Below are 14701 nucleotides of genomic sequence, written 5' to 3' on the forward strand. Positions count from 1 at the left end.
TCAGCCCAGGTCGGCGACGACGATCTCCGGCGGTACGCCGAAACGAACAGGCGCGATCGAGCAACCAAGTCCGCCCGAAACGATCAGATTGCGCTCCTCCTCGACGATATGGCCATAGGCGTAGCGATCGCCGAAGCGGGAAGGCACGACCGGGGAGTGGCCGATGAACCGCACCTGCCCGCCATGGGTATGTCCCGAAAGGGTCAAAGAAACCCGCGGCGGTACCGTCGGGAAGATGTCGGGCTCATGCGCAAGCAGGATGACTGGCGCCTCGTCAGTCACCTGCGCCAGCGTCCCGCCGAGATCGTCGAGCCCGCCCATTGTGCTGCGCTTCCATTTCTTGCCCGGCAGAAGCGCAAGCTGGTCCTCGAGCCCGGCGATCCAGAAGCCGAAACCATCTTTCTCCAGCCGGAGGGCGCGGTTGCTGTAGACCGGGATGCCGACCTCGGCCAGGGCGCGATGTCCGAAGGTTTCGCCGCCGCCGTTCCTCTGGGCGTTCCTGTCCTCCCACCAATCATGATTGCCCATGATCGCGTGGACGCCGAGCGTAGCTTGAAGCGTCGACAACGCTTTCGACCACTCGCTCGAATGGACATAGCGGGTGACGAGATTCATGCCGGACGCATAGTCTCCAAGAAGAACGATGATATCGCCGCCAAGCGCATTGGCGCGCTCGCATATGGAAGCAATCCGCCGCGCCGACATCCAGGGCTCGCAGGCATGGATGTCGGCGAGCGCGATGACACGCAGCTTCAAGCCCGGCGTCCAGCCGGGCGGCGTCAGCTCGTAGCGGGTCACGTTCAGCCGCGCCAGCGGCTCGAAGGCAAAGGCATAGCCGCCGATTGCCATGGCGCTGGCGAAACCGCCGCCGAGAACTTTCATGAAGTCGCGGCGGGTGATCATCTCAATCCTCCTCGAGTGTCAGACGAAATTGGGCCGCCTGGACATCCTTCGGCGGATTGAGCCCCAAATGCTTCCAGGCGTTCGCCGTCAGCACGCGGCCGCGCGGCGTACGCTGGATGAAACCCTGCTGGATCAGATAGGGTTCGATGATATCCTCGATCGCATCACGCGGCTCCGATAGGCCGGCCGCGATCGTATCGATGCCGACGGGGCCGCCGCCGAAATTATGGGCGATCATCGTCAGGTAACGGCGATCGAGCTGATCAAGTCCCATATTGTCGACCAGCAACCGCGTCAGCGCCTCGTCGGCAAGCTCCCGCGTCACGGCCTCGACCCGCGCCACCTCGGCGAAGTCGCGCACCCGGCGCAGCAGCCGGCCGGCGATGCGCGGCGTGCCGCGCGCCCGGCGGGCGATTTCGCGCGCGCCCTCATCGGTCATGCCGAGGCCCATCAGCCGCGCGCCGCGACGGACGATCAGTTCCAGTTCCTCGACCGTGTAGAAATTGAGCCGCACCGGGATGCCGAAGCGGTCGCGCAACGGCGTTGTCAAGAGACCGAGGCGCGTCGTCGCCGCCACCAGCGTGAACTTGGCAAGATCGATCTTCACCGAGCGCGCCGCCGGCCCTTCGCCGATGATCAGGTCGAGCTGGAAATCCTCCATGGCCGGATAGAGGATTTCCTCGACCGCCGGGTTCAACCGGTGGATTTCGTCGATGAACAGCACGTCGCGCTCTTCGAGATTGGTGAGCAGCGCCGCGAGATCGCCGGCCTTAGCTATGACCGGTCCTGACGTCGAGCGAAAATTGACACCGAGCTCCTTCGCCATGATCTGCGCGAGCGTCGTCTTGCCGAGACCGGGCGGGCCGACGAAGAGAACGTGATCGAGCGCCTCGCCGCGGTTGCGGGCCGCCTCGATGAAGATCTTCAGATTGGCGCGCGCTTCCGCCTGGCCGGTAAACTCGTCGAGCGACTGCGGGCGCAGCGTCGCATCGAGGTCCTCGCCCCGCTTTTCCGGCGCAATCAGGCGTGCGGCTTCAGTCATCTCAAACTTCCGTTGCGGGATGGATCGCGCGGCCGCTCGATTTCGCCCCCGCGTGTCCCAACCTTAGTGCGCGGGCGGCAGTCAATCCAGTGCGATCGCGCACACCCTCACTCCTATTCCATTGTGGCTGCAGAAAGGCTTCCCGCCTCAGCGCGCCAGCTCCTTCAATCCCAGGCGGATCAGCTTGGCGCTGTCACCCCCCTCGCCGCCATTCTTCAAGGCCGCGGCGACCGCGTTCGCCGCCTGGTCGCGTGAATAGCCGAGATTGGTGAGCGCCGACACCGCATCGGCGACGGGAGCAGAGGCAACTCCCTCGCTCAGTTCCTGCTTGAGGCCGATCGTCGGGGCCATGTCGCCGGCAAAGGCCGGAGCCTTGTTCTTCAGCTCGGTGACGATGCGCACCGCCACCTTCGGTCCGACGCCTGGCGCGCGCGCCACCGACGTTTTGTCCTGCAGCGCGATGGCGTTGGCGAGTTCGCCGGGTGTCAGCGTCGAAAGCAGCGCCAGCGCCACCTTCGAGCCCACTCCCTGGACGGTCTGCAGCAGGCGGAACCATTCGCGCTCGAGGACCGAGAGAAAGCCAAAAAGCTTCAACTGGTCTTCGCGCACATAGGTCTCGATAAAGAGCACCGCAGCTTCGCCGGTCGAGCCGAGCTTGGCGAGCGTGCGGGCCGAACAATAGGCCACATATCCGACCCCGTGAACGTCGAGGACGACATAGTCCTCGCCGATCTCGTCGATGGTGCCCTTGAGTTTGCCGATCATCTGGCTTCCGTCTTTCTGGGTCCCTGTACGTCCCTTTGAGGCTTGCGTTCCGCGCACCCCCTCTGGCCTGCCGGCCATCTTCCCCACAAGGGGGGAGAAAAGGAGTGGCACGATCCGTGCCTCCACGGCAGCGTTCCACTTGCTGAAACCTTTCGGTAGGAACCAGTGGCCAGCGGCACATATTCTCCCCCCTTGTGGGGGAGATGGCCGGCAGGCCAGAGGGGGATGGGCTTAGCCGCCATTGCCTGCCCTACCCCGCAAGCGCCGCAAGGCGGTTGGTGATCGCCTGCCTGTTGTGCGCATGGCAGATGGCGATGGCAAGCGCGTCGGCGGCGTCGTTGCCCTTGAACTCGGCCTTGGGCATCAGCACCTTCAACATCATATGGATCTGCTGCTTCTCCCCATGGCCGACGCCGATTACCGCCTTCTTCACCGCATTCGGCGCATATTCGGCGACCCGGAGGCCGGCGCGCGCCGGAACCAGCATGGCGATGCCGCGCGCCTGGCCGAGCTTCAGCGTCGCCGTCGCGTCCTTGTTGACGAAGGTCTGTTCCACCGCCGCCTCGTGCGGCTGGTAGCCATGCACCACCTCGGCAAGCCCGTCGTGCAACTGGCAGAGGCGCGAGGCAAGGTCCATCTCGCCGTCGGAGGTCACCGTGCCGGAAGCGACGAAACGCAGCGAATTGCCGAGCGTCTCGATAATGCCCCAGCCTGTGCGTCTCAGGCCCGGATCGATGCCGATGATGCGAATCGTCGTCTGCATGGCTCACCCTATGTCGGTCAACGGGACGCTGCCAGCAAAAAGTGAACAAAACAAAAACATTACACAGAAACGACATCCGCCGAAGGAAAAACGCAGGCGGGGCCTTGGCGCAAAGAAACTTGAACCTACATTGCGATCGATCAATTTCTCTTAATTGAAAGCGTTTGCCATGCTGCCCTTTTCCGTTCTCGACCTGTCGCCGATTACCGAAGGGGGCAGCGTCGCCCAGTCGCTGGAAAACTCGCGCCGGCTGGCGATCGCAGCGGAGGAGAATGGCTACAGGCGCTTCTGGCTGGCCGAGCATCACGGCATGAAGGGAATTGCCAGCGCCGCCACTTCGATCGTCATCTCGCATGTGGCTTCGGCGACGCAGAGCATCCGCGTCGGCTCCGGCGGCATCATGCTCCCCAACCATTCGCCGCTCGTCATTGCCGAGCAATTCGGCACGCTTGCCGCCCTTTATCCCGGCCGTATCGATCTCGGCCTCGGCCGTGCGCCCGGCACCGACATGCGGACGGCCCAGGCGCTCCGGCGCAATATGGAAGCAAGCTCGAACAATTTCCCGAATGATGTCGTGGAGCTTCAGGCGCTGCTCGGGCCCGTCAGCGAAGATCAGAAAATCATCGCCGTGCCGGGGGCCGATTCGAACGTGCCGATCTGGCTGCTCGGCTCGAGCCACTTCAGCGCCCATCTCGCCGGCATGCTCGGCCTTCCCTTCGCCTTCGCATCGCACTTCGCGCCGGATATGCTGCTCTCCGCGCTCGAGATCTATCGCGAGCGCTTCACGCCGTCGCCGCAGCTCGACAAGCCGCAGGTGATGGTCGGCGTCATGGGCGTTGCGGCCGACACGGACGAGGAGGCCAACTATCTTTTCACCTCGATGCAGCAATCCTTCTTGGCGCTTCGCCGCAATGCGCGTGGTCGCTTCCCGCCGCCCGTCCGGTCGATGGAGGGGCTGTGGACTCCGGACGAAAAAATCTTCGTCGACCATGCGATGAGCTATGCGGTCGTCGGCGGTCCCGAAACCATCCGCCGCAAGATCGCGTCCTTCGTCGATCTCACCAGGGCCGACGAGCTGATCGTCTCCATGCCGATCTTCGACATGGAGAAGCGGCTGCACTCGCTGAAGCTATTCGCACAGGCGCAAGCGGATTTGGCGCGGGCTGCTTGACCGCAAAGGGTGCCACCCCCTCTACCCTGCCGGGCATCTCCCCCAAGGGGGGAGATCGGCCAGAAGCAAAGCGCTGCCTGGCACTGAGTTTGCGAATGTCAAAGAGACCAGTTTTCACGGTTCGCGTGACGAGCAATTGATTGAGCGGAACATCGCCGCTTGCCGATCTCTCCCCTTGCGGGGGAGATGCCCGGCAGGGCAGAGGGGGGTATTACGCCCGCTTGCCCAGCGCCGAACAGACCTCAGGCGGAAAGCTTCGCCAGCACTTCCTCGGACACCTCGAAGTTCGAATAGACGTTCTGGACGTCGTCATCGTCCTCGAGGTTGTCGATGAGCTTCATCAGCGACTGTGCCTTTTCCTCGTCGACCGGCACTGTGTTCTGCGCCTTCCAGATCGCCTTGACGGTCTCGGCTTCGCCGAGCACGCCTTCGAGCGCCTTCGAAACGTCGCCGATATCTTCGAAACCGCAGATGATCGTGTGGCCTTCCTCGTCCGTCGCCACGTCGTCGGCGCCCGATTCGATCGCCGCTTCCATCACCTTGTCGGCGTCGCCGGCCGAAAGCGGGTAGGTGATTTCGCCGACGCGGTCGAAGGAGAAGGACACCGAACCCGTTTCACCGAGTGCGCCGCCGGCCTTGGTGAAGATCGAGCGGACATTGGAGGCGGTGCGGTTGCGGTTGTCGGTCAATGCCTCGACGATGACGGCGACGCCGCCCGGGCCATAGCCCTCGTAGCGGACTTCTTCGTAGTTCTCCGCGTCGCCGCCGGCAGCCTTCTTGATGGCGCGCTCGATATTGTCCTTCGGCATCGACTGCGCCTTGGCGTTCTGGATGGCGAGCCGGAGGCGCGGGTTCATGCCCGGGTCGGGCAGGCCGGTCTTCGCGGCAACGGTGATTTCGCGCGCGAGCTTGGAAAACATTTTCGAGCGCACCGCATCCTGACGGCCCTTGCGGTGCATGATGTTCTTGAACTGTGAATGGCCAGCCATGACGCCCTCTGCATGCATGAATTTGTTGGGATCGGGCGCCTTATAGTTTCATTGCCGCTTTTCGTCCAGCAGGGCCACCGTTCCGGCACGCGTAATTCGACTCACGCGCAAATGCAGTTCCGCCCGTCAAACCCCCTGGAGCACATGGATCAGCGGCTTGCTCGGCAGAGTGCGCAGCGAAACCGTGATGCTCGGACCGGTGGCGAAGCTCTTGTCATAGTCGTCGCCGAACATCGCCAGGAAATCGCCGATCGGCGGTCCGCGCCGGTGCATCGGCAGGATGAGCGCGGCGCGCAGCCGCGACGTGACGCGGCTCATGCTTTCCGCCCCCATCGTCAGGCCGCCGTCGACGGGCACCATCAAAACGTCGAGCCGGCCGATCTGCCGGTAGTGGCTGTCGTCGAGCTCGTGGTGGAGGTGGCCGAGATGACCGATGCAGAGTCCTGCCACCTCGAATATAAAGATCGAATTGCCGTCCGGCTCCATGCCCTCGAAGCCGGAGCGGATGTCGGTCGTCACGTTGCGGATATAGGTATCGCCGACGACGAGATCGTGGTCGGCCGGCTCGCCATCCTCGCCCCAACCATGCAGCACGTGACGGATCGCCGGGTCCGGCGTCAGCGTATAGTGGCTCGAATGGGCCTTGTTCATGGTCACGACGTCGGGCGGCGTCGCGGTCCGGAACCAGCCGTTGTAATCGGTGGCGATCGAAATCCCGCCCGGCGTTTCGATTAGGAAGGTCGAGTGGCCGACATAGGTGATGGTGACTTCGCCGTCGGCCGCCGCCGCGACAGGCGCGACCTCGGGTGCTGCGAAGCTGACGAAGGTCGCCGCCGGCGTGGCTGCGGCGATCGCCTGGCACTGGCTGAACGGTGCGGACACGTCCTGAGCATGGGCCGGCTCCGGCCAGAGCGCATGGATGAACCAGATGGCGACCAGGGCGTAGGCAAGGTATCGCAGCAGCATCCTCAACCTCTCACGCAATCAAGCGCCGCGCAGGATCATTCAAGCCCGCGGCGCCGTCCACTTACAAAGGTCGCCCTCCGCTCACAATCGCGTCATTGCGGGGCCTTGCGTCACTCCGCCGGAGCGCCCGCCGCCTCCGGGGCCGGCGCCCGCTTGCGGCGGAACGAACGCAGCGTCACATAGAAGACCGGGGTCAGGAACAGACCGAGGAAGGTGACGCCGAGCATGCCGGAAAAAACCGCCGTGCCGAGCGACTGGCGCATTTCGGCGCCGGGACCGGTCGCTATCACCAGCGGAACGACGCCGAGGATGAAGGCAAAGGCGGTCATCAGGATCGGCCGCAGCCGGAGCCGGCTTGCGTCGATCGCTGCCTCGATCGGCGATCTGCCCTCCTCCTCGCCCTGGCGCGCGAATTCGACGATCAGGATCGCGTTCTTGGCGGAAAGGCCGATCAGCACGATAAGGCCGATCTGCGTCAGGACATTGTTGTCCATTCCCCTGAGCGAAACGCCGATGAGGGCGGCGAGAACGGCAAGCGGCACGATCAGGATGATCGCCAGCGGCAGCACCCAGCTCTCATATTGCGCGGCCAGCGCCAGGAACACGAAGATTACCGACAGCGCGAAGATGAATGCAGCAGTGTTGCCGGTCTGGCGCTCCTGCAAGGCAAGTTCGGTCCACTCGAAGGTCGTCCCCTGTGGCAGGATCTGGCCGGCTAGCGCCTCCATCTTGTCGAGCGCCGTGCCGGTCGAGACACCCGGAGCCGCATTGCCCTGGACAGGAACGGAGACATACATGTTGTAGCGCTGCACCAGCGCGGGGCCGCTCGTATCGCGAATCTCGACGAGCGTGCCGAGCGGCACCAGCGCGCCGGAAGCCGATCTGACCTTGAGCGCGAGGATGTCGTCGCGCTCCACGCGATACTGCTGGTCGGCCTGGGCGCGGACCTGATAGACCCGGCCGAATGCATTGAAATCATTGACGTAGGACGTGCCGAGATTGATCGACAGGGTCTCGAAGATGTTGGGGATCGGCACGTTCAGCGCCCGCGCCTTGTCGCGGTCGATCGCCAGGAAGAATTGCGGGCTCGAGGCCGAGAACGTGGTGAACACCCCCGTCAGCCCCTCGGTCTGGTTCGCCGCTCCCATCATCTGAAAGGCAAGACCCAGGGCGCGGCGCATGTCAGCGCTCTGGCGGTCCATGATCTGCATCTTGAAACCGCCCGAATTGCCGATGCCGCGCACCGACGGCGGTGGCACGGCGATGATGAACGCTTCCTGGATGCCCTGCATCGCGCCGAAGATCTGACCGATGATCTGGTTGGCACTCTGGCCCTGTTCGAGCCGCTCGTCGAAGCTGTCGAAGGGCGTGAAGATCACGCCGGAGTTCGAGGCATTGGTGAAGGTCGCGCCGTTGAAGCCGGCAAAGGCGACGGCGTCCCTCACCCCCGGGACTTCCCGGATCATCGCCGACGCACGCTGGACGACGGCATCGGTCCGTTCGAGCGAGGCACCGTCGGGGAGCTGGATGACGACGATCGCGTAACCCTGGTCCATCGTCGGGATAAAGCCGCGCGGCACGACCTGCGCTATGTACCAGGTGGCCCCGAGCAGCGCGACAAAGACAAGCAACGCGGCGGCCAGCGCAATCCGCGTCTGCACGAGACGGCGCACAACCCAGCCATAGCCGTCCGCCATCCGGTCGAAGCCGTTGTTGAAGCCGTTGGCCAGCGCTCGGCCGAAACGGGTCACCGGGTTGCGGCTTTCATGTTCGTGATCGTCATGCGGGCGCAGCAGGATGGCCGCAAGCGCCGGCGACAGGGTCAGGGAGTTGATCGCGGAGATCACCGTCGCCACCGCGATCGTCACGGCGAACTGCAGGTAGAACTGCCCTGCAATTCCCGGAATGAAGGCCGTCGGCACGAAGACGGCAGTCAAGACCAGCGAGATGGCGATCACCGCCGCGCCGACCTCGTCCATGGTCACATGCGCAGCTTCTCTCGGCGTCATTCCTTGCGCCAGATTGCGCTCGACATTCTCGACGACAACGATCGCATCGTCGACAACGATGCCGATCGCCAGCACCAATCCGAACAGCGTCAGCATGTTGAGGGAGAAGCCGAAGGCGAAGAGCAGCGCGAAGGTGCCGATCAGCGATACCGGAATGGCGACGATCGGGATGATCGCGGTGCGCCAGGACTGGAGGAAGACGATCACCACCAGCGCCACGAGGATCACCGCCTCGCCGATCGTCAAATAGACTTCGTCGATCGATTCCGAAATGAACTCGGTCGGATTGTAGATGATGCGGTGTTCGAGCCCATCGGGAAAGTCCCTGGAAAGGTCGGTCATCGTCGCCTGGATCGCGTCCGCCGCCGCGAGCGCGTTGGTGCCGGGACGCGAAAAGATGCCGAGCGCCACGGCCGGGCTGCCGTTCAGGTAGCTGTTCGTGACATATTCGCGCGCTCCGAGCTCGACGCGGGCGACGTCCTGCAGCTGCACGAGCCTGCCATCCTCGGTCGCCTTGACGATCACATAGCGAAACTGTCGCGCGTCGCTGAAGCGGCCGTCGGTGGTGACGGTATATTGAAAGGCACTGTCGCCCGACATTGGCGGACCGCCGATCGAGCCGCCGGAGACCTGGACGTTCTGCTGGCGCAGCGCTTCGACGACGTCGCCGGATGTCATGCCGTAAGCGGAGAGCTTCTGCGGGTCGAGCCACACACGCAGCGCATATTCGCGCTCGCCGAACAGGATGACGTCGCCGACGCCGTCGAGCCGGACGAGAAGGTCGCGGATACGCGAGCGAGCATAGTTGGAGACGTAGAGCTGGTCGTAGCGGTCGTTCGGCGAGAGCAGGTGAACGACCATCATCAGGTCCGGCGAGCTCTTGGTAGTGGTGACCCCAATGCGCCGCACGTCCTCGGGCAGGCGCGGCTCGGCGATCGAGACCCGGTTCTGCACCAGCACCTGCGCCTCGTCGAGATCGGTGCCGAGCTTGAAGGTAATGGTCAGCGACATGGAGCCGTCGGCGGTCGAATAGGAGGACATGTAGAGCATGTTCTCGACGCCGTTGATTTCCTGCTCGAGCGGCGTGGCGACCGTATTGGCGACGGTCTCCGCATCCGCGCCCGGATAGGAAGCCCTGACGACGATGGTGGGCGGCGCGATCTCCGGATATTGCGCCACCGGCAGCTGGAAATAGGCGATGCCGCCGATGATCAGCAGCACGATCGACAGCACCGAAGCGAAGATCGGCCGGTCGACGAAGAAATGCGCAAATCTCATTGGGCGTTCTCCGCCGCCTGCGCCGCTTCCTGCGGCAGCACGACAAGCTCAGGCTTCACCTTGACGCCCGGTCGCGCGCGCATGATCCCGTTGACGATGATCGTCTGATCGCCGGTCAGGCCGCTGCGGATCACCCGGTAGCCATGCAACCGCGGCCCGAGGCGCACCGGTTTGGTCGCAACGCTGCCATCCTCGCCGACCACATAGACGACGCGCTCGTTCTGGTCGGCGGCGATCGCCTCATCGGGAATGAGGATCGCCTGGTAGGTGTTGGAGCCTTCGACCTCGACACGCCCGAAAAGGCCCGGCTGCAGAATGAAGTTGGGGTTCTCGAAGCGTGCGCGCAGGCGCATCGTACCTGTTTGGGTGTCGACCCTGTTCTCGGAGAAATCGAGCTTTCCCTCGAACGGCGGTTCCGTGGCATCGGCGATTGTCACGTGCACGGAGAGCGCGCCCGCGCCCTCCTGCAGCGCGCTGCCGCGGTCGCGGGCGGTGCGCGCATAGGAAAGCAGCCGCCGCTCGTCGACGTCGAAATAGAAATCGATCGGATCGAGGGAGACGATCGTCGTCAACACGGTCTCGTCCGCCTGGACAAGGTTGCCGGGCGATATCCAGCGCCGGTCGACGCGGCCGCTGAGCGGCGCGGTGATCGTCGTGTATTCGAGATCGAGCTTGGCCCGATCGACGGCCGCCTCGGCGCCCCGAATATTCGCCTGTGCGGCAAGCAGCGCGCGGCGGTCGTCGTCGAGCTTGGAAATCGAAAGCGTGCCGGTTCCGGTCAGGGACTCGGTTCGCTTGAACTGCGCCTCGGCGAAGGAGAGCGTCGACTGCGCCGAGGCAAGCGACGCCTCCGCCTGGGAGAGAGCCAGGCGGAAAGGCCGTTGGTCGATGACGAAGAGCTTGTCGCCCTTCTTCACCAGCGCGCCGTCCGTAAAGAACACCTGGTCCAGATAGCCGCCAACACGCGAACGGACCGAGACCTCGTCCACCGCCTGAAAGCGGCCGATGAACTCATCGGCGTCGATGACGTCCCGTACCACCGGCTTGGCGACGGTCACCGCCGGCAGTTGCGGGTCCTGCGCCGCTGCTGGTGTCGACATGAGAAGGGAGATGGAAACGCCGGCGATCGCCGGCAGACGCCACTTTCGCAACATGCACGTTCTCCAGGCACTTGAATATCAAGATCGCCCGGCGCGGCTTGCGTCCAGTTGCCGTGGCGACAGTCTCGAGCCCGGGGCATTGCCACCGAGTGGTGCCAGAGCGGGAAAAGGAAGAGTGCCTGCGGTCTTCCCGCACGCATTTTGCTCTGGCTTCTAGATCGACATGGGAACTTGCGATAGCGGCCGCTCAAAACGGCTCTGATTTGCGCGCTAACCTGCCACCATTTTCAAAGCCTGTCACTTGAAAAAAAGCGTCTCCCACGGCGTTGCAGGCGGTCGTCGGATTGCAGGCTAGTCGGATGTCCGCCGAGAAATCGGCCGAAGCCGGCCGATTCTCAGGACCAGAATTCCGGCATCGTTTCGCCAAGCCGCGGGCCGAGCCGGAGCGGCGCGATCTTTTCGGCAAGTCCCGTGCGGTCGGAAATTTCGACGCCGACGCCGCAAATCGTTGCGGGACCGGAGGCCGCTTCGAAGCGGCCCTTGGGCATCTTGGAGATGAAACGGTTGAGCGGCTCTTCCTTGTCCATGCCGAGCGAGGAATCGTAGTCGCCGCACATGCCGGCGTCGCTGATATAGCCGGTGCCGCCGTTCAAGATCTGGTGATCGGCCGTCGGTACATGGGTATGCGTACCGACTACAAGGCTGGCGCGGCCATCGACGAAATGGCCAAAGCACTGCTTCTCGCTCGTCGCCTCGGCGTGGAAGTCGAAGACGACGACATCGGCCTGTTCCCCGAGCGGGCAGGCTTCGAGGATTGCCTCGGCGCATTTGAACGGGTCGTCGAGTTCCGGATGCATGAAGACCCGGCCCATGACGTTGGCGACCAGCACGCGGGCGCCGTTGCGGGAAAAGAACAGATTGGAGCCGCGACCGGGCGTGCCGGCCGGATAATTGGCCGGGCGGAGGAACTGGTCATGCCGCTCGCAGAAGACGACGGCCTCCTTTTGGTCCCAGACGTGGTTGCCGGTCGTCACCACATCGGCACCGGCGCTGATCGTCTCCAGGAAGATGTCCTCGGTGATGCCGAAGCCGCCGGCGGCGTTCTCGCCATTGACGACGACGAAATCGAGCTTGAGATCGCTCACCAGCCCCGGGAGGCGCTCCCAGACCGCCGTGCGGCCCGTCCTGCCAACCATATCTCCCAGAAACAGAAGTCGCATACCCGTTCAATCCCGCTCGAAATGTCGGAAACCGCTCTCCGTCAACACGGCGTCGAGCGCCACGTCGTGCGGTTCCGCCGGCACTGATGCCACTTCCTGGCAGTCGAATGCAATCCCGATCAGGCGCGGCATGTGGCCTTTGCTGCGCAAGCGGTCGATCGCCCGGTCATAATAACCGGCGCCGTAGCCGATCCGGTGGCCGACCGCATCGAAGGCCGAAAGCGGCACAAGCATAATGTCCGGATCGAGCTCGGGCGCGTCCGGCCCCGGGCCCGTCGTGCCGAAGCCGGTCTCTACGACCGCCACGCCGTCGGCGAGCTCGCGAAACACAATGGTCTTCTTGTCGAGGATCACCGGCAGGCAGAGGCGCGCCCCGCGGTCCTTGAGCCGCACCATCAGCGGCCGGATGTCCGCCTCCGAACGGATCGGCCAGAAGCCGGAAACCACGTGCCCGGGATCAAGCGCGATGATGTCGCTGGCATGATCCGCCATGGCGAGGCTCGCCTCGATGCGGGCCTCGGCCGGCATGGCGTCGCGCATCGCCAGACGCTCCGTCCGCAGTGCGGCTTTCAAGTCCCTCGGCGACATCAAGCATCCCTTTCCATCAAACGGTGCGAACCTGCAACGAGGTAGTGCAGTTCACAGGCGAACTGAACCCGTGTCTCCGTCGCTTTTGCAACATTTCGCGACAGTCCTCCACCCCTCCCAAAACGAAACAGCATTAACCGGATCTTCACCTTTTGCCGCGGTTCGGCTTCGCGCGACGCTTTGCTCGTGCAATTACCTTCATGATTTCAAATGATTGGACGAGCTGCGATCCGGCGTGCCGGTAGCTCTCGGAGAACAGGCCCGTGTCCATGACGGACAGGATCGACCAGCTCGGCGTTTTGGAACTGCGCTGCCTCTCGCTGGCAGCCCGCGGCCGGACTCGGTTGGAGATGATGCGCGAAACCGATATTCCGGTGGAACGGATCGATCGGGCCCTCGAAGAGGCGATGCGCAAGCTCAACGCGAACAATCTCGCCGAAGCCGTCATCCGCGCCGCAAGGCTCGACCTTATCTCATAGCATCCAGTGTGAATGCCGGACCGGATCCGGCCACCATCCGTCCGGCGAAGACTCGATCCCGACGAGGCCGCCGTCGCTGATGAGATGCGGGTCGCCGCGATCCATCACCAGCCTCCAATGGGCCTCGATGGCCCACCGCAGCCGCAAACGCTCGACCGCGGCGCCGAACAGCGACGATTGCCGGGAAGTCGGAGAAGCGGGCGCAACCAATACAGGCATGACAGGGCCTCGCGAAAGAAGGAACAATCCGATTTTCCGGCTTTCGTTGACATGAGACAAACGAATTGCGAACATGGCTGGCATCAGAATTTCTTATGGCGCCGCCATGTCCCTTCCGCTCGACAGCGACTTGCTCAGAACGTTTCTCGCGGTCGCCGATACCGGCAACCTGACACGGGCCGCCGATGCGGTTCGACGCACGCAATCGGCCGTCAGCATGCAGATCAAGAAGCTCGAGGACCTGCTCGGCTTCCCGCTTTTCGAGCGGCATTCCCGCGGCGTCGTGCTGACGGGTGAGGGCCGGCGCCTCGTCGACAATGCGCGGCGGATTGTCGCCCTGCTCGACGACACGGCGGCAGCCCTGCGCCAGCCCGCCCTCGACGGCTCGGTCCGCATCGGCATATCGGAGGAATACATCAACTCAACGCTGCCGAGAGCGCTCGGCGCCTTCGCCGCCAGTCACCCGAATGTCGAGGTGACGGTGCAGCAGGGGCACTCGATGGCCAATCTGAAATCGCTCGATGCCGGCGAGATCGACATCGCCGTCGTGTTCGAGCCGGGCGGTCGAACGAGGAACGAAGTCCTCATGGTGGATCCGACCGTCTGGGCCGTCTCGGACCAGCACGGCACGCATGAGCGGCGACCTGTGCCAATTGCCACTTATACTTATTATGAAGGCGGGTGGTGTGATGATCTGGCCCTGCGCAGTCTGAAGAAACGGGGCATAGACAGTCGCGTCGCCTATGTCAGCCGCACGAGCAGCGGCCTGATCGCCGCGGTCGTTTCAGGTCTCGCCATCGCCGCGCTGTCGCGCAGCGCCATACCCCATGGCTGCCGCGAACTGACCGAAGACGACGGCTTCGGCATCATCGACATGTCGAACGTCGTCTTGCGCACGAGACCGGACCATCGCTCCCCGACGGTGGACGCAATGGCCGACGCCATCCGTCGCGCCTTTCGGGGTGCCGATTGAAAGGAAGGAGTGCGATCCACGACGACCGGTGGAGAGTTTACGATCCCGGGTGCCTACTAAGTAGGTGGGCGCCGTGTGGTCCAGACCCACGGGTCCGGACAGGGACAGCTCCCTTGAGATCGTGTATGGCCCCGGGGATTGTGGTTCCTGTCGGGAAGCGCAGACCGCCCCGCAGATATAGAACGTCTTCACCGTTTTCGCCAGAGCGGTCCGGCGGAAATCGCACCCGCACCGAC

Annotated in this window: 14 protein-coding genes and 1 other RNA gene; 3 read left to right on the forward strand and 12 right to left on the reverse strand. The window is 63.9% G+C overall.

Features of this window, described 5'->3' with window-relative positions; translation table 11 throughout:
- The 4 genes from NXT3_RS16650 to ruvC form a co-directional block, all read right to left on the reverse strand.
- A complete protein-coding gene (locus tag NXT3_RS16650) occupies window positions 1–903 on the reverse strand; it encodes a metallophosphoesterase (RefSeq protein WP_037420042.1) in 903 nt (300 codons plus the stop codon).
- Window position 904: 1 nt separating this feature from the next.
- Window positions 905–1945, reverse strand: coding sequence for a Holliday junction branch migration DNA helicase RuvB (ruvB, locus tag NXT3_RS16655; protein WP_104839710.1), 1041 nt, complete (start codon window positions 1943–1945; stop codon window positions 905–907).
- A 147-nt stretch (window positions 1946–2092) separates the two neighbouring features.
- Complete coding sequence (gene ruvA, locus NXT3_RS16660) at window positions 2093–2710, reverse strand: Holliday junction branch migration protein RuvA (protein WP_104839711.1); 618 nt, start codon at window positions 2708–2710, stop codon at window positions 2093–2095.
- 250 nt (window positions 2711–2960) lie between these two features.
- Entirely contained in the window at window positions 2961–3473 is a 513-nt protein-coding gene (ruvC, locus tag NXT3_RS16665; protein ID WP_037420052.1) for a crossover junction endodeoxyribonuclease RuvC, read from the reverse strand.
- 169 nt (window positions 3474–3642) lie between these two features.
- Here ruvC and NXT3_RS16670 point away from each other — a divergent pair, with 169 nt between their 5' ends.
- Window positions 3643–4644, forward strand: coding sequence for an LLM class flavin-dependent oxidoreductase (locus NXT3_RS16670; RefSeq protein ID WP_104839712.1), 1002 nt, complete (start codon window positions 3643–3645; stop codon window positions 4642–4644).
- 242 nt (window positions 4645–4886) lie between these two features.
- Here NXT3_RS16670 and NXT3_RS16675 read toward each other — a convergent pair whose 3' ends face one another.
- The 6 genes from NXT3_RS16675 to NXT3_RS32045 all read right to left on the reverse strand — a co-directional run bounded on the left by NXT3_RS16675 (window position 4887) and on the right by NXT3_RS32045 (window position 12794).
- Window positions 4887–5633 carry a YebC/PmpR family DNA-binding transcriptional regulator gene (locus NXT3_RS16675; protein ID WP_037420167.1) on the reverse strand — a complete coding sequence of 249 codons (747 nt, stop codon included), beginning with the start codon at window positions 5631–5633 and terminating at the stop codon, window positions 4887–4889.
- Between the two features lie 126 nt (window positions 5634–5759).
- Complete coding sequence (locus tag NXT3_RS16680) at window positions 5760–6599, reverse strand: MBL fold metallo-hydrolase (protein WP_104839713.1); 840 nt, start codon at window positions 6597–6599, stop codon at window positions 5760–5762.
- 110 nt (window positions 6600–6709) lie between these two features.
- Window positions 6710–9886 (reverse strand): efflux RND transporter permease subunit, encoded by a 3177-nt coding sequence (locus NXT3_RS16685; protein ID WP_104839714.1) that lies wholly within the window; start codon window positions 9884–9886, stop codon window positions 6710–6712.
- Entirely contained in the window at window positions 9883–11040 is a 1158-nt protein-coding gene (locus NXT3_RS16690; protein ID WP_037388998.1) for an efflux RND transporter periplasmic adaptor subunit, read from the reverse strand. Before NXT3_RS16690 ends, NXT3_RS16685 begins: the two co-directional genes overlap by 4 nt.
- 341 nt (window positions 11041–11381) lie before the next feature.
- Window positions 11382–12206: a TIGR00282 family metallophosphoesterase gene (locus NXT3_RS32040; RefSeq protein ID WP_199773305.1), complete on the reverse strand. Its 825-nt coding sequence runs from the start codon at window positions 12204–12206 to the stop codon at window positions 11382–11384.
- 6 nt (window positions 12207–12212) lie between these two features.
- Window positions 12213–12794 (reverse strand): 5-formyltetrahydrofolate cyclo-ligase, encoded by a 582-nt coding sequence (locus NXT3_RS32045; RefSeq protein WP_176536632.1) that lies wholly within the window; start codon window positions 12792–12794, stop codon window positions 12213–12215.
- A gap of 269 nt (window positions 12795–13063) precedes the next feature.
- Between NXT3_RS32045 and NXT3_RS16700 the strand changes: the two genes are divergently transcribed.
- Window positions 13064–13273 (forward strand): helix-turn-helix domain-containing protein, encoded by a 210-nt coding sequence (locus tag NXT3_RS16700; protein WP_037420072.1) that lies wholly within the window; start codon window positions 13064–13066, stop codon window positions 13271–13273.
- Here NXT3_RS16700 and NXT3_RS16705 read toward each other — a convergent pair.
- Window positions 13268–13576, reverse strand: a complete 309-nt coding sequence (locus tag NXT3_RS16705; RefSeq protein WP_158665342.1) for a hypothetical protein — start codon at window positions 13574–13576, stop codon at window positions 13268–13270. The genes NXT3_RS16700 and NXT3_RS16705 overlap by 6 nt on opposite strands.
- On the opposite strand from NXT3_RS16705, the gene NXT3_RS16710 reads away from it, so the two are divergent.
- A complete protein-coding gene (locus NXT3_RS16710) occupies window positions 13566–14465 on the forward strand; it encodes a LysR family transcriptional regulator (RefSeq protein WP_104839715.1) in 900 nt (299 codons plus the stop codon). The two genes, NXT3_RS16705 and NXT3_RS16710, sit on opposite strands and share 11 nt — an antisense overlap.
- A gap of 9 nt (window positions 14466–14474) precedes the next feature.
- Here NXT3_RS16710 and ssrS read toward each other — a convergent pair.
- Window positions 14475–14634: non-coding RNA, 6S RNA (gene ssrS / locus NXT3_RS33260), on the reverse strand.
- Window positions 14635–14701 lie beyond the last annotated feature (67 nt).

Source organism: Sinorhizobium fredii, assembly GCF_002944405.1.
GTDB lineage: Bacteria > Pseudomonadota > Alphaproteobacteria > Rhizobiales > Rhizobiaceae > Sinorhizobium > Sinorhizobium fredii_C.

Coding starts and splice junctions, on each gene's coding strand:
- NXT3_RS16650 (WP_037420042.1), bottom strand. CDS start 903: ATGATCACCCGCCGCGACTTCATGAAAGTTCTCGGCGGCGGTTTCGCC.
- ruvB (WP_104839710.1), bottom strand. CDS start 1,945: ATGACTGAAGCCGCACGCCTGATTGCGCCGGAAAAGCGGGGCGAGGAC.
- ruvA (WP_104839711.1), bottom strand. CDS start 2,710: ATGATCGGCAAACTCAAGGGCACCATCGACGAGATCGGCGAGGACTAT.
- ruvC (WP_037420052.1), bottom strand. CDS start 3,473: ATGCAGACGACGATTCGCATCATCGGCATCGATCCGGGCCTGAGACGC.
- NXT3_RS16670 (WP_104839712.1), top strand. CDS start 3,643: ATGCTGCCCTTTTCCGTTCTCGACCTGTCGCCGATTACCGAAGGGGGC.
- NXT3_RS16675 (WP_037420167.1), bottom strand. CDS start 5,633: ATGGCTGGCCATTCACAGTTCAAGAACATCATGCACCGCAAGGGCCGT.
- NXT3_RS16680 (WP_104839713.1), bottom strand. CDS start 6,599: ATGCTGCTGCGATACCTTGCCTACGCCCTGGTCGCCATCTGGTTCATC.
- NXT3_RS16685 (WP_104839714.1), bottom strand. CDS start 9,886: ATGAGATTTGCGCATTTCTTCGTCGACCGGCCGATCTTCGCTTCGGTG.
- NXT3_RS16690 (WP_037388998.1), bottom strand. CDS start 11,040: ATGTTGCGAAAGTGGCGTCTGCCGGCGATCGCCGGCGTTTCCATCTCC.
- NXT3_RS32040 (WP_199773305.1), bottom strand. CDS start 12,206: ATGCGACTTCTGTTTCTGGGAGATATGGTTGGCAGGACGGGCCGCACG.
- NXT3_RS32045 (WP_176536632.1), bottom strand. CDS start 12,794: ATGTCGCCGAGGGACTTGAAAGCCGCACTGCGGACGGAGCGTCTGGCG.
- NXT3_RS16700 (WP_037420072.1), top strand. CDS start 13,064: ATGACGGACAGGATCGACCAGCTCGGCGTTTTGGAACTGCGCTGCCTC.
- NXT3_RS16710 (WP_104839715.1), top strand. CDS start 13,566: ATGGCTGGCATCAGAATTTCTTATGGCGCCGCCATGTCCCTTCCGCTC.
- NXT3_RS16705 (WP_158665342.1), bottom strand. CDS start 13,576: ATGCCAGCCATGTTCGCAATTCGTTTGTCTCATGTCAACGAAAGCCGG.